Source organism: Candidatus Micrarchaeia archaeon, assembly GCA_041653315.1.
GTDB lineage: Archaea > Micrarchaeota > Micrarchaeia > Anstonellales > JAHKLY01 > JAHKLY01.
Genome location: JBAZFO010000010.1, coordinates 20,900 through 39,572 on the forward strand (window position 1 = coordinate 20,900; position 18,673 = coordinate 39,572).

The 18,673-nt window shown below is 29.6% G+C and carries 17 protein-coding genes; 14 read left to right on the forward strand and 3 right to left on the reverse strand.

Annotation, left to right across the window (positions count from 1 at the left end; translation table 11 throughout):
* The first annotated feature begins 27 nt into the window (after positions 1–27).
* Entirely contained in the window at positions 28–2,151 is a 2,124-nt protein-coding gene (locus WC356_03265; protein ID MFA5382159.1) for a hypothetical protein, read from the forward strand.
* An 81-nt stretch (positions 2,152–2,232) separates the two neighbouring features.
* Here the strand turns inward: WC356_03265 and WC356_03270 are convergent, their stop codons facing one another.
* Both WC356_03270 and WC356_03275 read right to left on the reverse strand, forming a co-directional pair.
* Positions 2,233–2,889, reverse strand: coding sequence for a hypothetical protein (locus tag WC356_03270; GenBank protein ID MFA5382160.1), 657 nt, complete (start codon positions 2,887–2,889; stop codon positions 2,233–2,235).
* A 106-nt stretch (positions 2,890–2,995) separates the two neighbouring features.
* Positions 2,996–3,136, reverse strand: a complete 141-nt coding sequence (locus WC356_03275; protein ID MFA5382161.1) for a hypothetical protein — start codon at positions 3,134–3,136, stop codon at positions 2,996–2,998.
* A gap of 183 nt (positions 3,137–3,319) precedes the next feature.
* Between WC356_03275 and WC356_03280 the strand changes: the two genes are divergently transcribed.
* Positions 3,320–3,520, forward strand: a complete 201-nt coding sequence (locus WC356_03280; protein ID MFA5382162.1) for a hypothetical protein — start codon at positions 3,320–3,322, stop codon at positions 3,518–3,520.
* Complete coding sequence (locus WC356_03285) at positions 3,517–3,804, forward strand: type II toxin-antitoxin system RelE/ParE family toxin (GenBank protein MFA5382163.1); 288 nt, start codon at positions 3,517–3,519, stop codon at positions 3,802–3,804. Before WC356_03280 ends, WC356_03285 begins: the two co-directional genes overlap by 4 nt.
* Before the next feature lie 3 nt (positions 3,805–3,807).
* On the opposite strand, the gene WC356_03290 is transcribed toward WC356_03285, so the two are convergent.
* Positions 3,808–4,908: a tyrosine--tRNA ligase gene (locus WC356_03290; protein ID MFA5382164.1), complete on the reverse strand. Its 1,101-nt coding sequence runs from the start codon at positions 4,906–4,908 to the stop codon at positions 3,808–3,810.
* Positions 4,909–5,118: 210 nt separating this feature from the next.
* Here WC356_03290 and WC356_03295 point away from each other — a divergent pair, with 210 nt between their 5' ends.
* The 11 genes from WC356_03295 to WC356_03345 form a co-directional block, all read left to right on the forward strand.
* Positions 5,119–5,361: a DNA-directed RNA polymerase subunit RpoH/Rpb5 C-terminal domain-containing protein gene (locus WC356_03295; GenBank protein MFA5382165.1), complete on the forward strand. Its 243-nt coding sequence runs from the start codon at positions 5,119–5,121 to the stop codon at positions 5,359–5,361.
* An 8-nt stretch (positions 5,362–5,369) separates the two neighbouring features.
* Positions 5,370–6,830 carry a DNA-directed RNA polymerase subunit B'' gene (locus tag WC356_03300; GenBank protein ID MFA5382166.1) on the forward strand — a complete coding sequence of 487 codons (1,461 nt, stop codon included), beginning with the start codon at positions 5,370–5,372 and terminating at the stop codon, positions 6,828–6,830.
* 12 nt (positions 6,831–6,842) lie between these two features.
* Positions 6,843–8,678, forward strand: a complete 1,836-nt coding sequence (rpoB, locus tag WC356_03305; GenBank protein MFA5382167.1) for a DNA-directed RNA polymerase subunit B — start codon at positions 6,843–6,845, stop codon at positions 8,676–8,678.
* Positions 8,679–8,686: 8 nt separating this feature from the next.
* Positions 8,687–11,263, forward strand: a complete 2,577-nt coding sequence (locus WC356_03310) for a DNA-directed RNA polymerase subunit A' (GenBank protein MFA5382168.1) — start codon at positions 8,687–8,689, stop codon at positions 11,261–11,263.
* 11 nt (positions 11,264–11,274) lie between these two features.
* Positions 11,275–12,273, forward strand: coding sequence for a DNA-directed RNA polymerase subunit A'' (locus WC356_03315; GenBank protein ID MFA5382169.1), 999 nt, complete (start codon positions 11,275–11,277; stop codon positions 12,271–12,273).
* Between the two features lie 37 nt (positions 12,274–12,310).
* Positions 12,311–12,613, forward strand: a complete 303-nt coding sequence (locus WC356_03320) for a 50S ribosomal protein L30e (GenBank protein MFA5382170.1) — start codon at positions 12,311–12,313, stop codon at positions 12,611–12,613.
* A 7-nt stretch (positions 12,614–12,620) separates the two neighbouring features.
* Positions 12,621–13,052: a NusA-like transcription termination signal-binding factor gene (locus tag WC356_03325; GenBank protein MFA5382171.1), complete on the forward strand. Its 432-nt coding sequence runs from the start codon at positions 12,621–12,623 to the stop codon at positions 13,050–13,052.
* Between the two features lie 18 nt (positions 13,053–13,070).
* Positions 13,071–13,499 (forward strand): 30S ribosomal protein S12, encoded by a 429-nt coding sequence (locus WC356_03330; protein ID MFA5382172.1) that lies wholly within the window; start codon positions 13,071–13,073, stop codon positions 13,497–13,499.
* A gap of 10 nt (positions 13,500–13,509) precedes the next feature.
* On the forward strand, positions 13,510–14,121 hold the full coding sequence (locus tag WC356_03335; protein MFA5382173.1) for a 30S ribosomal protein S7: 612 nt from the start codon (positions 13,510–13,512) through the stop codon (positions 14,119–14,121).
* 79 nt (positions 14,122–14,200) lie between these two features.
* The gene (locus WC356_03340) at positions 14,201–14,536 is read left to right on the forward strand and encodes a CxxC-x17-CxxC domain-containing protein (GenBank protein MFA5382174.1); all 336 of its coding nucleotides are present in this window, start codon (positions 14,201–14,203) and stop codon (positions 14,534–14,536) included.
* Positions 14,537–14,681: 145 nt separating this feature from the next.
* On the forward strand, positions 14,682–18,673 hold a 3,992-nt coding region (locus WC356_03345; GenBank protein ID MFA5382175.1), incomplete at its 3' end, for a right-handed parallel beta-helix repeat-containing protein.

The following is an 18,673-nucleotide window of genomic DNA, read 5'->3' on the forward strand; positions in this document are numbered from 1 at the left end:
TTAAAATTATTTATTCTATAAATATATATGGCCACATATGTGGAACAGTATGTTTCAAATGAAATTAACAAACAAGATACTTTATCAACTAAACTTTCTGAATTAAATATCTCAAAAAATGGAGAGTTAGATTTATCCTTATTTTTTATGTACTATAAAGTAGAACCAATAATATATAATTCAAAATTATCTGAGCAAGAAGTTGTAAATTATTTGCAAAATATTGATTTAAATAAGGTTAAACAAATTAATGGAAAATACAGCCAATATTTAGGCCAAGACTTAAATAAATTAAAATTTACTAAGGAAGAAAAAGAAGAATTTTTATTATGTTTAGCATATCAGGAGATTTATGGAATATCAAATAATGATGAATATATTATCTATTTGGATCCTGATTATTTATATAATAAAAAATTACAATTAGTTTCAAAATCAAAAAAAGATACAATCAAAAATGTAAAACACAATATGGAAAATGTAAAATATACTGAATATAATTTATCTTCTTATTATCATGAGATGGATGAGATACTTAATAAAGTTAAGAATATGGATATTCTTGATTTTTCAGACAAAGTGTATACTTTTGAAGATAAACAGGTAATTATTCCTTCTCCTTTACAATATATTAATGCAGCAACCTTAGTGGGGATAAGTTGTCAAGAAACATGTCCAAGAGGAACTAAAACAATTGTTCTGCCAAAAAATCCAGACGAATTAATAATAAAGGGAAAAAATAGAAAAACTGAAAAAAGAATACCAACTGATTTGGTTAGGGCAAAAATGTTTGAATTAATGCTGTCTGCGGGATATAATCCGTTTACTTGTTTTGCAATAAACGATACAAAAGTTAGTTTTGGACATACACAAGCAATTGAAGATACATATGCAGGTTTAATTTATCCAAATGGAAAATCAGTTGATTTTACTAAATTAAATAAAAATTCAATATCTAAATTCTTTGATTTTTTTGATAGAAATAATTTTTTAAAATTATCAAATAAAGAAAAAGAGTATCTTCAATTGCCTAATAAATTTGAAAAATGTATTAATTCAAAAGATCAAATATTATTTAGTTATTATCTAGCTTTATATAATTTTACAAGATTTATGAAAACATACATGTCTCAGGATTTAATGACTGAACGAACCTTTCTTTTTTTAAATTCTTTTTCAAAAGCTTCAGAAGCAGAAAGATTTAGATTTGTTTCAGCAATGACAGCATCTTTGCATCATTTAGGTGAGGGGCAAGCAAAAGAGTTTTTTCAGCGGACTTTAGTTTTCTTTTTAAAGAAAAGAGAAGAGAATATTGATTTTGATACTAAATTAAAAAATGTAAATCTTGATGATATAACAAAAGAATTTATAAATCAATTAAGAAGAGGAGCAGACGAACATGCAAAAACTTCCATGAATATTGGTGAAATAGTTTCAAGATGGCAGATTGAAGAAGAATTTGTTGCTTATACCTCTTCATCTGATACTTTATTAAATCTTGGAATAGGAGAAAAAATTGGAAACTTTTTTAGTAATTTATTTAAACAAAATAAAGATTCAAAAATTGCATTAGAACTAGAAAAACCCCCAGTTGAAATAACAGGTGAAGAAAAAGAAGGCATAACTTTTGAATGCACATTAGGGTCTAAAAGAACATTAATAATTCAATCGAATAGAACTAAACATAAAATAAATAATTATGATCAAAATGAAACAGTTGAATATTATACATTTTCGTATCCCCAATGGGCAAATCCAAATTATTCACTTGTTCCCGTATTGAAAGAAAAGGATGAGACTACTTTAGTAAATGATATTTTACTTTTTAATAATATTGATGACTTAAAAAGTACTGGAGATAAAAATTCAAAAGAGCCTATGAAAAGTGCCCAAGTGTTTTGGATTCCAATTGATTATATAAAATTTAACGGACCTGAATTGGGTGAAATAATAGTTCCAAATAATAATAAAGAAAAAACAGAAAAAATACTTGAAGAATTTTGTATAGGTGGCGCTTCAGATGAAAATCTTAGAATGATTCAGTTAACTTCTAATATTTTTAATATGAATGAACCGAATGATAGATTATTAATACCTTATTCAATTCTAAAATCAAAAATAAGAAACCAAATAGAAGATAATTCAAAATAGAAATTTAAGGTTTTAAAAAATCTTTGTTCATTTAATTGAACATATGTTTAATATATTAATACATAAAAATTCAAAATAAAATTATTTATATTCTCCTTCTTCTACAGATTTTATATTAAACAATTTTCTACTTTTAGTCATAAACCAGCCCATTGTTGGACCAATAAAAATAGACCAAATCGTTTTTTTATCTGTTTTATAAAAATCTTGTTTTGGATTAAGGCCGCAAGGCAATCTTGGTCTTTTTCTATTAATATATTCTTTAATACTTTTACTTCTTTTCCTCTTTTTTGCTTCTTCACCTAATAAAATTAATCCATTTTCTGCACTAGTTCCAAAATTAGTAGTTAATTTATAGTTTTCAAATATTTTTGTATCTGTTAAAGCACCTGAATCCCATTCACAGTTATAAATCCAAAAATCAGTCATTATTTTATTATTATTTTCCCAAAGTATTGTAATATAAAAATCCGCTTGTTTTATTCTATTTCCTTTATAAAACGTTTCTCTAAAAAGGGCTTCAATATGGTTTTGTATTGATTTTGGATCTGTCCTATTTAATATTTTTTCAACCCCCCCACATGGATAAACAATAATTGGGGTGTTATTTATTTTGAATGTTATTGGTTTATAAAAAGCAGGAGGTTCTTCAATTTTATTTTTAGCTCTCAAGAAAGAAAAGATTCCGTTTCTTTTTTCTGTTCTATCATTTTTTTGTTTGGGCCTAAATATACTCATGTTATTTTTTATGGTTTTATGGGTTTAAAAAGCTTTTTGTATATATCGTGTGGTAAATCAAATAATAAATTAGATAAAATTATTAAAAAATTAAATAAAAAATATTTTAATCCTTTTTACAGTTTCCAAATTTAGCAACACATTCTGGGTATTTATCCATTTTATCACAAGGACATTTTGTTATAGGATATGGGTGGTAATAAATTGTTCTTAACATTCTATCTTCAACTTTTAAAGTATAGGGCATTGGTCTTGAGTTTTCTCTCTCTCTCTCAATCTTGGACAATCTTCAGGTATTTTTGTTTTTTGTGGCATATTAATCACCTAATTACTATATTTTAATACATAGTTAATATAAAACAGTTTTTAATAATATCTTTTTGTGTTTTTTTTATCAAAATATTTATAAATATAAGCGCGTATAACCATTATGGGTGATTATATGACAACTACAATAGCTATAAATGAAACAACAAGGGAATTATTGAAAAATTTTGGTAAGAAAGATGAAACATACGACGAAATAATAAATAAATTGATAGAATTAACAGAAATAATTAGATTTCATGAAAGACAAGATTATATTCTTAAAAATGAAAAATTCAAAAAATTTGATGAGTTGAAAATATGAGTTATTTAATTTTTATATCTGAAACGGCTGAAAAACAATTGTATGCTTTAGAACAAAAAAAACAAAAAAGAATTAAAATTGGTGTGAAAGAGCTTGAGAAGGACCCATTCAATAAAAGGAGCAAAGCAGATATTAAAAAATTACATGGGTTTTTTAGACCAAATCGTTTTCGTTTACTCATTGGAGATTTTAGAATTATTTACTCAGTTATAGGTAAAGAAATTAAAATCACAGAAGTATTTAATAGAGAATTAGGATATGGGCATATTAAAATTTTATTCTAATTTTTATCGTGTTTCTATTATTTTTTGTATTTGCGCAATGTATTTTTGGTTTTCTTTTTTATCAAAATATTTTCTGCTTGGTTCTAAAGTTTTTATCAACCAATTTGCTACTGCATTTTTCAAGTCTAAAGGAAATAATTCTGCACTTTCATACATTCTTTTCAAGTCTTCTGTATTTCCTATTTCTAAATTTCCGCCAAATTTTTCAGGTCTTTCAATTAAGAATTTTCCTTCGCGCATTAAAGCTAATTCGGCGTATTGAAAAATAGGATTATTTTCAGTTATTTTCTCAGGCGCATATGCTTTTTTTATTTTTCTATTAATTTCTTCTGGTGAATCATGAACAAAAATACATGTATCTGGTTTGCTTTTTGACATTTTCATTTCTATTTGTCTGTCTGTTATTTTTGCTTTATCTGTTTCAGTAACATATTGTTCCATTCTTGAACCTGGACCTTGAAGACCAAATAAAATTTTATGGTGTAAAGCAATAGGTTTTTTCTTATTTATTTTAGAAGCTACTTCACGTGCCAGCATATGAACATTTCTTTGGTCCATTCCAGCATGTGCTAATTGAACATCTAATTGAAATATATCTGCAGCCTGCATTGCAGGATACATAATAAATGAACAATCTTTTGATTCTCCTTCTTTTCTTCCCATTATTGTTGTACATCTTAACATTCTTTTTATTGAAGTATTTTTAGAAATTTGAATAACTTTTTCCCAATAATCTTTATTATAAATATCACTTCCTAAAACATAGTTAACTTTATCTTCGGTTAATCCTAAAGATATAAATGCATGTTTAAAATAATTTCCTGCAACCTCTCTAGTTAATTCTAAATCATCACCCATTTTTCTATTTAACCAAGTGTGATAATCTGCTAAAAATATAGTTGGTTTAATTCCAGCTTTTAAAAAATCTTGAATTTTTAAAGCTGTTAATAATCCAGATCCAAGATGAACTTTACCTGAAATTTCAAAACCTATGTAATGTTTTGGATGAGAATAATTTTCAAAAACTTCTTTTAAATCCTCTAATGTAACAACTTCTTGCATTGGTTCTCTTTTAACTAATTCTATTTTATTTTCAATATCCATAAAATTTATTTTATACGAATATACTTAAATATATTTGTATAAAATATTATTTACTTTTTTTAAATTAAATAATAAAAAAAGGAAAAATAAGGTATTTTAAGTAAAATTATTGCACAAAAAAATAAACAATCCTTTTAAAAAGGTTTCGAATCTATATATAGACACAAATCACGCGCGTGGGGTAATATTTTGGTAAAATCAAAAGAGACTATTAATAAAGAGGAGAGCATAGGCCATAGATTAGTTCCTCAACATATTCTTTTATCTGATGAAGAAGCAGAAGAAATTTTAAAAAAATATAATATTACTAGAGACCAATTACCTAAAATAAAAAAGAAAGACCCAGCTTTTGCTATTTTTGATATAAAACCAAAAGAAGGGGATATAATTTTAATTAAAAGAGTAGAAGAAACAGCATCATATGATTATTATAGATTAGTAATTAATAAATAGGTGGAAAAATGGACGATGGATTACTTAAAAGTTATTATAAGGGAAATAGTTTAGTAAAACAGCATCTAGATTCATATAATAAATTTATAGAAAATGGATTAAGAGAGATAGTTGATACAATCGGACAAATTCCAACAAATATTGAAGGTTTTGAACTAAAATTTGGAGATTTAAGATTAGAAAAACCAATGATCGTAGAAGCAGATGGTTCAAGAAGAAATATTTTACCTAATGAAGCAAGATTAAGAAATTTAACTTATGCAGCACCTTTATTTTTAGAGATTATTCCAGTATTTAATGGAATTGAAAGAAGAACATATTCTGAAGTATTTATTGGTGAGTTACCAGTAATGTTAAGATCTAAATTATGTCATCTAGACAATATGACAGAAGAAGAATTAGTAGAAGCAGAAGAAGATCCAACTGATCCTGGCGGATATTTTATAGTCAATGGATCTGAAAAAGTTTTAGTTTCAATTGAAGATTTAGCACCAAATAGAATTATGGTTTCAAATGAGAAAAAAGGAGAATTAACTGTATCAAAGGTTTTTTCAACAAGAGAAGGTTTTAGAGCAAGATGTGCAATTGAAAGAAGAAAAGATGGAACTATGAAAATAGATTTTCCTGGTGCACCTAAAAATATTTATTTAACTACTGTTTTAAGAGCGCTTGGTTTATCAAAAAATAATGATATTTTAAAAAATATAATGGAAGAAAGAGTAATTAAAAATGATACTTTAATTAATTTGGAAATAGATCCAACTAAATCTTTGGAAGAAGCATTCGAGTATATTGGAAAAAGAGCTTCACCTGGACAACCTGAAGAATATAGAAATAAAAGAGTAGATGTTTTATTAGATAATTATTTATTACCTCATTTAGGTACAGATACAGAAAGTAGATTAACAAAAGCATATTATTTAATTGAAATGGCAGAGAGAGCAACAAGAATAGGTGAGAAAAAAACAAAACCAGATGATAAAGATCATTATTCTAATAAAAGAGTTAAATTAGCAGGAACTTTAATGGAAGAATTATTTAGATATGCATTCCAATTTTTAATAAAAGATATTGCTTATCAAGCAGGAAGGGCCGAAGCAAGAGGAAGAAGATTAGTAGTACAAAATTTAGTAAGGCCAGATGCTTTAAGTGATAGAATAAAATATGCAATGGCAACAGGTAATTGGATTGCAGGACAAACTGGTGTTTCACAATTATTAGATAGATTAAGTTATTTATCTTCAGCTTCACATTTAAGAAGATTAATATCTCCTTTAAATAAAAAACATCCACATTTTAAAGCAAGAGATCTTCATGGTACTCATTGGGGAAAATTATGTCCTAATGAAAGTCCAGAAGGACCAAGTTGTGCTTTAGTAAAAAATATTGCTTTAATGTGTGATATTTCCACAGGAGAAAAACCTGAAGAAATAGAAAAAATATTACAAGAGATGGGAGTTAAAATTTAAGGTGTTTACAACATGAAAAGAAAATTAGAACAATTAAAAGATAGAACTGCAATCTATGTTAATGGAAAATTAATTGGATTTCATGAATCTCCAAAAGAAGTTTATGAAAAATTAGTTGAAAAAAGAAGAAATGGAGAAATAAGTTCACAAGTTAATTTTTCATATAATGATAAAATCGATGCTTTTTATGTAAATACAGATAGAGGCAGAGCAAGAAGACCATATATAGTAGTTAAAAATGGAAAAAGTTTATATACTCAAGAATTACAAGAAAAAGTAAAATCTGGAGAAGTTACATGGTGGGATTTAATTAATGTTGGCGTAGTTGAGTATTTAGATGCAGAAGAAGAAGAAATGATTTATGTAGCTATTAAAGAAAAAGATTTAACTAAAGAACATACTCATTTAGAAATTGATCCTGTTTCATTAATGGGAATAGTTGCAGGAGTTTTACCTTACCCAGAACATAATCTTTCTGTTAGAATTACTATGGCTTGTTCAATGGCAAAACAATCTTTAGGAACTTATGCTTCTAATTTTAATAAAAGAATGGATTCTTTAGGTAATGTATTATATTATCCACAACAACCATTAGTACAAACAAGACCATATTCAATTTTAAATTTTAAAGAAAAAGCAGCTGGACAGAATTTTGTAGTTGCTATAATTAATCATTATGGTTATAATATTGAAGATGCAGTTGTAATTAATAAAAATGCAATTGATAGAGGTTTAGGAAGATCAGTTTATTTTAAAACATATGTTACTGAAGAAAGAAGATATCCAGGTGGACAAAAAGATAAATTTGAAATTCCAGCAGCAACAACAGCAGGATTTAGAGAAGAAAGTGCTTATGCTTATTTAGGTGATGATGGAGTTATCTCACCAGAAATTCCAGTACGCCCTGGAGAAGTATTAGTTGGAAAAACTTCACCCCCAAGATTCTTAGAAGAAATTTCTGTTTTTGGAATTGTTGAAGAAAAAAAGAGAGAGAATTCTTTAGCAATGCATGGTGGAGAAGAAGGAGTAGTAGATTCTGTAATGGTTTCAGATACATTAGGGGGAAATAGAATAGCTAAAGTAAGAGTAAGAACAACTATGATTCCCCAATTAGGAGATAAATTTGCATCAAGACATGGTCAAAAAGGAGTTATTGGAATGATTGTTCCACAAGAAGATTTACCATTTACAAAAGATGGAGTAGTTCCAGATTTATTATTAAACCCATTAGCTCTTCCTTCAAGAAAAACTATGGGACATATAATTGAAACTTTAACTGGAAAAGCAGCTTGTTTTGAAGGAAAGATCATGGATGGGTCTGCATTTGATGAATTTAATCAAGAAGAAATTGAAAAAATGCTTGAACAAAATGGTTTCCAAAAACATGGAGAAGAAGAATTATATGATGGAATTACAGGAAGAAAAATTAAAAGTAAAATATTTGTCGGAGTAGTTTATTATCAAAGATTGAAACATTTAGTTGCAAATAAAATACATGCAAGATCAAGAGGACCTGTACAATTATTAACACACCAGCCAACTGAAGGTAAAGCAAGAGAAGGTGGATTAAGATTTGGAGAGATGGAAAGAGATTGTTTAGTTGCTTATGGTTCAAGTATGTTGATAAAAGAAAGATTATTAGAAGAAAGTGATAAAACAAAATTATTGATTTGCGCTAAATGTGGAAGCGTAGCAGTACATGACCACATAAAAAATAGAGATTTCTGTCCTTTATGTGATTCAACACAAATGTTTGAAATTGAATTAAGTTATGCGTTTAAGTTATTATTAGATGAAATAAAAGCGTTAGGAATATTTCCTAGATTAAAATTAGAAGATAAAGCATAGGTGATTATGTGGTTGATGATATTACACAAAAATTAATTGGTTCAATAAAATTTTCTTTATTCTCCCCAGAAATGATTAGAAAGATGTCTTCAATTAAAGTTACAGTACCTGATACATATAATGATGATGGGTATCCAATTGATGGGGGGTTAGTTGATCCACACATGGGAGTTATTGATCCTGGATTAAAATGCAGAACTTGTGGTGGAAGAATGGGTTTCTGTAATGGTCATTTTGGGCATATTGAATTAATAAGACCAGTTATTCATCCTATGTATGCAAAAATTATTTTATTATTATTAAGATCTACTTGTCCTTCTTGTCATAGAGTTTTAGTAAAAGATGCTAAAATTGATGAATTAATTGAACAAGTTGATGAAGAATTAGAAGTACCAGAAGAAAAGAAAGTAATTAAAAAAGCTCAAAATATTACAACAAAAATGAAAAAATTAAATGAATGTCCACATTGTAAAGCAGCATTACCAAAAATCACACTATTAAAACCAACTGCATTTTATAATGAAAATCAAGTTCTTTTACCTTCTGAAATAAGATCTTGGTTAGAAGAAATTTCAAATGATGATTTAAGAGTTTTAGGTTTTGATCCAATACATGCTAGGCCGGAGTGGATGATTTTAACGGCATTGCCTGTACCACCAGTATCAGCAAGACCATCTATTACATTAGAAACTGGAGAAAGATCTGAAGATGATTTAACTCATAAATTAGTAGATGTAATGAGAATTAATCATAGATTAGAAGCTAATATTGATGCAGGTGCACCTCAATTGATTATAGAAGATTTATGGGAATTATTACAATATCATGTTTCAACATTTTTTAATAATGAAATGGCAAATATTCCACCAGCAAGACACAGAAGTGGAAGACCATTAAAAACATTATCACAAAGATTAAAAGGTAAAGAAGGAAGATTTAGATATAATTTATCAGGTAAAAGAGTTAATTTTTCAGCTAGAACAGTTGTTTCACCAGATCCAAATATTTCTATAAATGAAGTTGGTGTTCCGCAAATAATCGCAGAAGAGTTAACAATTCCCCTTACAGTTACAAATTGGAATATAGATTTATGTAAAAAATATATTGTTTCAAATAAATATCCAAGAGCAAGGTATGTTCTTAGGCCTGATGGAAAAAAAATAAAAGTAAAAGAAGAAATCGCCGAAGAACTTTTAAATGAAATTGTTCCTGGATGGATAATTGAAAGGCAATTAGTTGATGGAGACATTGTTTTATTTAATAGACAGCCGTCATTACATAGAATTTCTATTTTAGGTCATGAAGTTAAAGTTTTACCAGGAAAAACATTTAGATTAAATCCATTAGTTTGTGCACCATATAACGCAGATTTTGATGGGGATGAAATGAATCTTCATGCTATTCAAACAGTAGAAGCAAGAGTTGAAGTTAAAGAGTTAATGCTTGTTGAAGGTCAAATTATTTCTCCAAGACACGGACATTCTTTAATACATCCAGATCAAGATGGAATTGCAGGAGCATTTTATACTACTGAAGATGAAGCAATTTTTACTAAAGAAGAAGCCTGTGATTTATTAATTTCAGCAGGTATAACAAAATTACCAGACCCAGATAAAAAAGATAAATATTCAGGTAAATTATTAATGTCAACTTTATTTCCAAAAGATTTAAATTTAAAACAAAGAACAAAATTCTATCCAGAACCAGAAGGAGATGTTTTGATTAAAGATGGAATTATATTATCTGGAGCTTTAGAGTCTAAGACATATCAGAATATAATTATTGAAGATATTTTCCATAAACATGGTCCACAAATGACAAGAGAATTTTTAGATAGAAGTTCTAGATTAGTTTTAAATGAATTAACATGGCATGGTTTAAGTGTTTCATTAAATAATTATACTTTCCCTTCAGAAAATCAAGAAAAACTAGAAAAGATTTTAGATACAATGAGAAGAGAGATAGATGCAATTTTAATTAAATTTAAAAATAAAACTTTAGAAAGATTGCCAGGTATGACATTAAAAGAGTCTTTAGAAGATAAAATCATGCAAATAACAGCAGATGCAAAGAAAAAAGTAGAATCATTAACAGAAAAATCTTTAGGTATGAAAAATTCAGCAGTTATTATGGCAAAATCAGGTTCAAGAGGAAGTTTATTAGATACAATTCAAATGTCAGCAGTTGTTGGTCAGCAATCTGTAAGATCACAAAGAGTTAATAGAGGGTATAGAGATAGAGTTTTAACACATTTTAAAAAGGGCGATTTAGGTGCAATAGCACATGGTTATGTTTTTAATTCATTTAGAACTGGATTAAGCCCAACAGAATTTTTCTTTATGGATATGGGTGGAAGAGAATCCTTAGTTAATACTGCTATAAGAACAGGTAGAAGTGGATATATGCAAAGAAGATTAATTAATGCATTACAAGATATTGTTATTGATAAAGATTCAACTGTAAAAGATGCAGATAATATTGTAGTTCAATTTATTTATGGTGGAGATGGACAAGACCCATCAAAAGCAGGAGAAGGAGTATATGTTGAAGCTGGACCTGCTAAAGATGATTATGAAACAGCATAAGAGGTTATGATATGATTAGAAGAAGAAAAGGATTGGTTGCACCAGGAGAAGCAGTAGGAACAGTTGCAGCACAAAGTTTAGGTGAACCAGGTACTCAAATGACTATGAGAACTTTCCATTATGCAGGAGTAGCAGAGCAAGTTCCAACAGGTCTTCCAAGATTAATCGAAATTGTTGATGCAAGAAGAACACCAAAAAAACCTTTTATGGATATTTATCTTCCTTCAAAAAATAATTCAAGAAAAAAAGTAGAACAAGTATTAACAGAAATTGAAAATACTACGTTAGGTATGTTAGGTAAATTAAAAGAAGATTTAGAAAATAAAACTATATTAATAAAATTAAATCCAGAAGCACTTAAAAATAAAAATTTAGATATTAAAGAAATTAAAAAAACAATTAAAGATAAAATTTCAGAAGTAAATGTTTCTGCATCAAAAAATATTTTAAAAATAGAATTTTCTAAATCAGATCCTTATAAAAAAATAAGAAGATATAGTAATATTCTTTCCTCTTTACATATAAAAGGAATTCCAGGTATAAAAAAAGCAATGATTGTGGATTCACAAGAAGAAATATTTATAAGAACTGAAGGTACAAATTTAGTAGAAGTTAGAAAGAATACAAATATTGATCCAGAAAGAGTTTTTACAAATGATATTAAAGAAATAGAAAAAGTTTTAGGTATTGAAGCAGCAAGAAATTCAATTTTAAGAGAATTAGGAATGGTTATGAGTATGCAAGGTATGGCAATTGATGTAAGACATTTAATGATAATGGCAGATGCAATGACTATGTATGGTCAAGTTAAATCAGTAGGAAGACATGGTTTAAGTGGTCAGAAAATTGGTGTATTGGCAAGAGCTGCGTATGAAGAAACAATTAAACATTTAGTTAATGCATCAGTAATTGGAGAGGAAGATAATTTAGTTGGAGTAACTGAAAATATTATTATTGGACAGATAATTCCAGTAGGTACTGGTAGGATAAAATTAAAACTAAAGTTATAAAAATACTTCTATATAATAAACAGAAGAGGGAGATATTATGACTATTGATGTAATAAAAGCAATAAGAATGGCCGTAGATACAGGAAAAGTTGAGCTTGGAGCAAATAAAACAGAAAAACAAGTAAAAAATGGAAACGGAAAATTAGTGATTATTTCAAATAATTGTACAAAAGAACTTAAAACAAATATTGAATATTACTCTAAATTATCAGATATTCCATTATATCAATTTAAAGGTTCTAATATGGAATTAGGAGAAGCATGCGGAAAACCATTTTCAATTTCAGCAATGGTTATTTTTGAACAAGGAGATTCGAATATCTTCATGTTAATTAAATAGTGATAATATGCCTATTGAATTAGACACAGATACAATGAGATGTATATCTTTATTTGAGAGTTTAACAGATGCGGTAACAAATGATTGTTTGATAATTGACAATAAAACAGTTGTTTTTATTGTAAGAAAAGGGGAACTTGGAAAAGCGATTGGTAAAAAAGGATGTAATATTAATCGAGTAAGAACTGCGTTTAAAAATAAAAGAGTTCTTGTATTTGAAGATTCAAATTCAATCGAAGGGTTTATAAAGAACTTGTTTCCAAATATAAATTTGTTAAATATTGAGATTCAAGAAAAAAATAATGAAAAACTTTCTGTTGTTACAATTGAATCGAAAAATAGAGGACCAGCAATTGGTCGTGATGGTGAAAAAATAAAAACAAATAAAGAAATATTAAGAAGAAAATTTAATAGTGATCTAAAATTAGAAACTAAATAAAAAATTATGGTGAATATTATGGGAAAAGGAGAATTTGCAGGTAGAGATATGAAAAGAAGAAGGAAAAACCAGAAATGGCTTAGTACTAAATGGAAAAGAAAAAAGAAAAAATTAAGACAAAAGTACGATGCATTACATGGTTCACCACAAGCAAGAGGTATAGTTTTAGAAAAGAAAGCATTAGAACAAAAACAGCCTCACTCTGGATTAATTAAATGTGTTAAAGTTCAATTAATTAAGAATGGGAAAGTAATTACAGCACATGCCCCAAGAAATAAAGCAATTAATTTTATTGATGAACATGATGAAGTTATAATTGCAGGATTAGGCGGTTCTCAAGCAGGACAAATGGGTTCTATTCCTGGAGTTAAACATAAAGTAGTTAAAGTAAATGGTACTGACTTACAAATGCTTGTAAGAGGTAAGAAAGAAAAACCTAAGAGGTAATGGTGATTAAATGGGAGCGATTAAATTATTTGAAAAATATGATTTTGATAATGTAGAAGTAATGGACATTTCTTTAAAGCCTTACATTAATTTAAATCCTGTTGTTGTTCCAACTTCGTATGGCAGACATGGAAAAAAACAATTTGGAAAGTCTGATGTAAATGTAGTTGAACGATTAATAAATAAATTAATGAGGGGTGGAACAGGAGAAAAATTAGGCGGAAAATTAATTAGAACACAAGGGAAATTACAAGGAAAAAAATCAAAAGCAACAGAAGCAGTTAAAAAAGCCTTTGCAATTGTTGCAAAAAAAACAAATGAAAATCCTATTCAATTATTAGTTAGGGCTGTTGAAAATTCAGCACCAAGAGAAGATTTTACAAGGGTGGCTTTAGGTGGAGTTACTTATCAAGTAGCTGTTGATGTATCTCCATTAAGAAGAGTGGATATGGCTTTAAGAAATATTGCGTTAGCAGCAATAATGGGATCTTTTGATAAAAAGAAAACTTTAGCCCAAGCATTAGCTGATGAATTAGAATTTACTGCAAAAGGAGATCAGCAGGCATCTTATGCAATTAAGAAAAGAAATGAAGTTGAAAGAATGGCTAGAGCAGCGAGATAATTATATGAAATTTAAAAATAAATTAAATATTTATTTTTTCTTTTTTTATAGAAATAAAATATAAAAGGAAGTGAAAGAAATGTCTTATGGAGATAGAAATGAAAGAAGCGGCTCTGGTGGTCGTGGTGGTAGAAGTGGCGGCAGTTATGGTGGCCGTGGTGGATCAGGTGGATCAGGTGGTCGTGGTGGCAGTGATGGTGGCCGTGGTGGATCAGGAAGTTTTGGTGGAAGAAGATTTAGTGATAGACCAAAAGAAATGCATAAAGCAAAATGTGCAGATTGTGGAAAAGAATGTGAAGTTCCTTTTAAACCAACTGAAGGCAGACCTGTTTATTGCAGAGAATGTTTCCAAAATCACAGGGATGATTCAAGAGGTCCAAGACCACAAAGAAGAAATGAAGATGATGATGAATAAATCATAGATTATTAATCATAGATTATTTTTAAATCATAATTCATTATTTTTTTCTTTTTTTTTACATATTTAACCCAAACAAAATCTTTTTAAACCACAGCATATATAATAGAAGTTATACGTTAATGTAAATGAGGTTGTGGTTATGAAAAAAGAAATGAGATTAGTATTAATAATAATATTATTAAATATATTTTTAACAAATTTTTTATTAGCTGGTACGTTAGATGCACAAAAAAATAATTTAGAAAAAATTAAGATAGATAAAAATTCTTTTGTTTCTAAAGAAGCAGTATCTCCTGTTAATTTAGAAAATACTTATATTAAAATAAATGAAGAGGCATTAAATGAGCAAATTTTATCTAATTTTAAATTAAATGATTATAATAGTTTTAAAGAATATAGTATAGCACAAAAAGCATCATTAAAAGGTTTGGAATATATTTCTATTGACATTTCAAATGTTCCTTCAATAGAATCTTTAGTTGTGTGTGGACAAATTAATACTTATCCAAATTTTAAAGCTGATGGTCAAAATTATGGAACTGGTTTTGCAAGAATAATTTTAATTGGCGAAGATGAACAAAAAGAAATTCATGAATTTAACATGTTTGATTCTTCTTTATTTTATAATAGTGTTTATGATTATTCTAATAATAATTATGATTTTTGTATGGTTAGTGAAGAAACTCTTTCTTTTCCAAATGCAATAAAACCTATTACTTTAATTGTAGAAGGAGAAAATGCAGATGTTAATATTAATTCAATTTATTATTCAAAAGTTAAAAGCAGTTTAAATTTTAATGAATTATTAGTAGAGCAAAATAATATTAAAATTAATATGTTAAATGATAAAAATAGAGATTTAGGATTTAATTGGACTGCTGGATATACGGGAATTTCACATCAACCTTATGAAATTAAAAAATTTAATTTAGGTAATATAACTTTAGATGGTTATCACCCAATAAAAAATTATAGACCAATGCCAAATACTTATGGTATTTTTTATTATACTGAAGGAATATTCTCATTTGCCCCTATGGAAACACCAGCAACACCAACAGCTCTGCCTTCTGATTATGACAAGATAAGCTTCAGCTGGAGAGATGCACACAGTCAGGATTGGACAACATCTGTTAAAACCCAGGTTGGTGCAACATGCTGGGCATATGCAGCAACAGCAGCACACGAAGTGATGGTTAACACTTATTTTGCAAGGCATTTAGATAAAGATTTAAGCGAACAGCAGTTTATTTCAAGAGGCGGAACAACGGACCCAATCTGCGGGGGGCAAGTTAATCCTGCAGAACAGGTTGCTTATACCCACGGCCAGTTTGACGAGGCATGCTTCCCTGCAACTGGCTTGTCTACAACACCTTGCAGTCCTTGTACTGATTGGAACACAAGGGCATGGAAATCAACATCATATGAAAATTCTATAAATTACAGAAACCCTGTTGACTTAATGAAGGATTTGAGAAGCAATGGGGGTATGGTTTTGGGATTAAACGAATGGAACCATGCAGTTAATCTTGTAGGTATTGAGATGTGGAGAGATGATTCTGCAATTATTATGGAATATAAAAACTCTTGGGGGCCAACATGGGGAATTGACGGTTATGGTTATTTGTACGGCCCGATAGATATTGCAGTTTTCAATAAATGGGGCCACCCAGAAACTGCAGCAACAGGAGCGCCGACAACACAGCTTTGCACTGATGCAGACAGTGACGGCTTTTGCTGGTGGGGATTGGGATCTAAACCCTCAACTGGCTGCCCATCAAGTTGTGCAGGAAACAGTGTTGCAGATTGCGATGATTCAGATGCAAACAAACAAGGCTTAATTGATGGGTATATATGTGCTGACACTTCAGATGTAATTTCATCATGCACAACAATTAATTCGCCTGGGACATATTATTTGAGCGGGAATTTGGCAGCAAGCGGAAACTGCATTAACATTAACAGTGATAATGTAGCTTTAATGTGCAGTGGTGCAACAATAACAGGGACTGGAACAGGAACTGGCATAAAAATTGATGCACAATCTGATGTTAGAATTTATGATTGTAAATTAAACAATTTTAATATTGGCGTTGAAGTGTTAAACTCAGACGGGGTAATGTTAGCTGATTCAAGCGCAAGCAATTCAAACACAGGATTCAAAATAAGCGGGAGCGAAAACATAGTTGAGAAATACGGGATTTTAACCTCAAACGGAAAAGGCGTTGAATTAGTCAATTCAAATAATAATTATATTTATCAAAACACCTTCCAGTCAAACACATACGGAATTCACTTAACAAATTCAGTAGACAATGAATTCCAGGGGAATGTTATTAAAACATCAAGCAACACAGGATTTTATGCGGACAGCGCAAGTGATAATAATGAAATTGGAAACTTATATTCGTGCAGCTCATCTGTAAAGGACATTAATGACCAAGGCTCAAATGAGTATTATATAACTGCATGCAGTTCAGCCACAGGAACTTCTTGTGATTACACATGCTCAGTTGGGTGCACTAATTTGTACTGGCCTGCGACATACCCCGGGGGAGATGCGTATTATCCGGAAAGAATTAGGGAAACATCAGAAGAGGGCAAGCATTATTTTATAATTGATGCTTATGGCGGGACAATTAATTTATGCGAAGATGGCTACTATCCATTGGATTACCCAACACAGCAAATCTTGATTGGTACATATAATGTAGTGGTTGATTTTAAAAATTCAGAATTTGTCGGCAAAACAAGGGATTATGGGGATTATATTTTTGATCCGGGTGTATATCCGCCTTTTGGCAATTATCCATTGATAAGAGAGGATTATGAGGCTTGGTTTTCAAAAGGCACAATTAAGAATATGAAAATTTCAAATGTTTCTACTGGGATAGCGCTTATGGGAACTTCAGGCTCAACAATAACAACCTGGGACAATATTCATTTTGAGAATGTCAAGGTTGGCGCTTATGCAAGAAACTTGAAGATAATCAATTCAAAGTTTATAAATTGCGATGAATATGGTATTTATCTTTATGATGTAGAAGGAAACCAGTTGATTGTTGAGAATTCAGAATTTAGAAATATTGGGATTAATGGTATTTATACAAATGCAGTGTCAACAGTACAAATAGGTGGAACTGGAACAACTGACGGAGCTAAAGGAAATTACTTTGAAAATTGCAATAAAATCTATTTAATGAGGGGCGATACGACAGGAACCGACAATATTAGGCACAATGTTTTAGTTGATACTGGGCTAGAAACAGAGCTTGAAAATGTTAATATAATAAATAACACCATAATGTATTCTCCTTATTATGGGTTATATATCCCTACTTATGCAGCTGGAACCGTAGCTGTTCAAGATAATACCGTATGCGGAAGTGCTGGAACAAAAGACATATATGATCCGTCTACAAGAGGAACTTATTCAAACAATGCATGCGGCTCATCAACACCTAGCGGAAAATGTGTTTATACAGGCAATACATATTACAGGGATTTAGATGGTGACACTTATGGCAATCCATCAGTAACTTCAACAGGCGGTTGCCCGCCAACAGGTTATGTTTGGAGAGCTGGTGACTGTGATGATACAAATGCGGCCATAAATCCAGATGCGGAAGAGATTTGTGATAATAAAGATAACAATTGTGATGGAACAACAGATAATATAATAGATGATTGCGGTTCTGGTGTTTGCACTGGAACTAAATTATGTACTGCTGGAACCTGGGGAGTTTGCTCATCTTCAGGAAATGATGCAGGCATATGCGCAAAATGCAGTAATTTAGGAGTATCAGCATATGATGCAACACAAGATGCAGATTGTAATGATGGGTTATATTGTAATGGCGCAGAAGTTTGCACAGGAATTTATGCCTGTGGATCAGGAACACCAATAAATTGTGAAGCTAATAATTTAGCAGGAATTGCAACATGCTTAAACAATCCTGATGCAAATCCATTTACATGGGATTATTTTGCTGGATTTACGTCATCATGTAACGAAGCAACTGACTCATGCACATCAGGAACAATAGACTTAACACACACATGTTCAGTTGATACTTGCGGAGCAGAATGCGACGATACACATGTGTGTGCACCAACTGAATGTACACATTT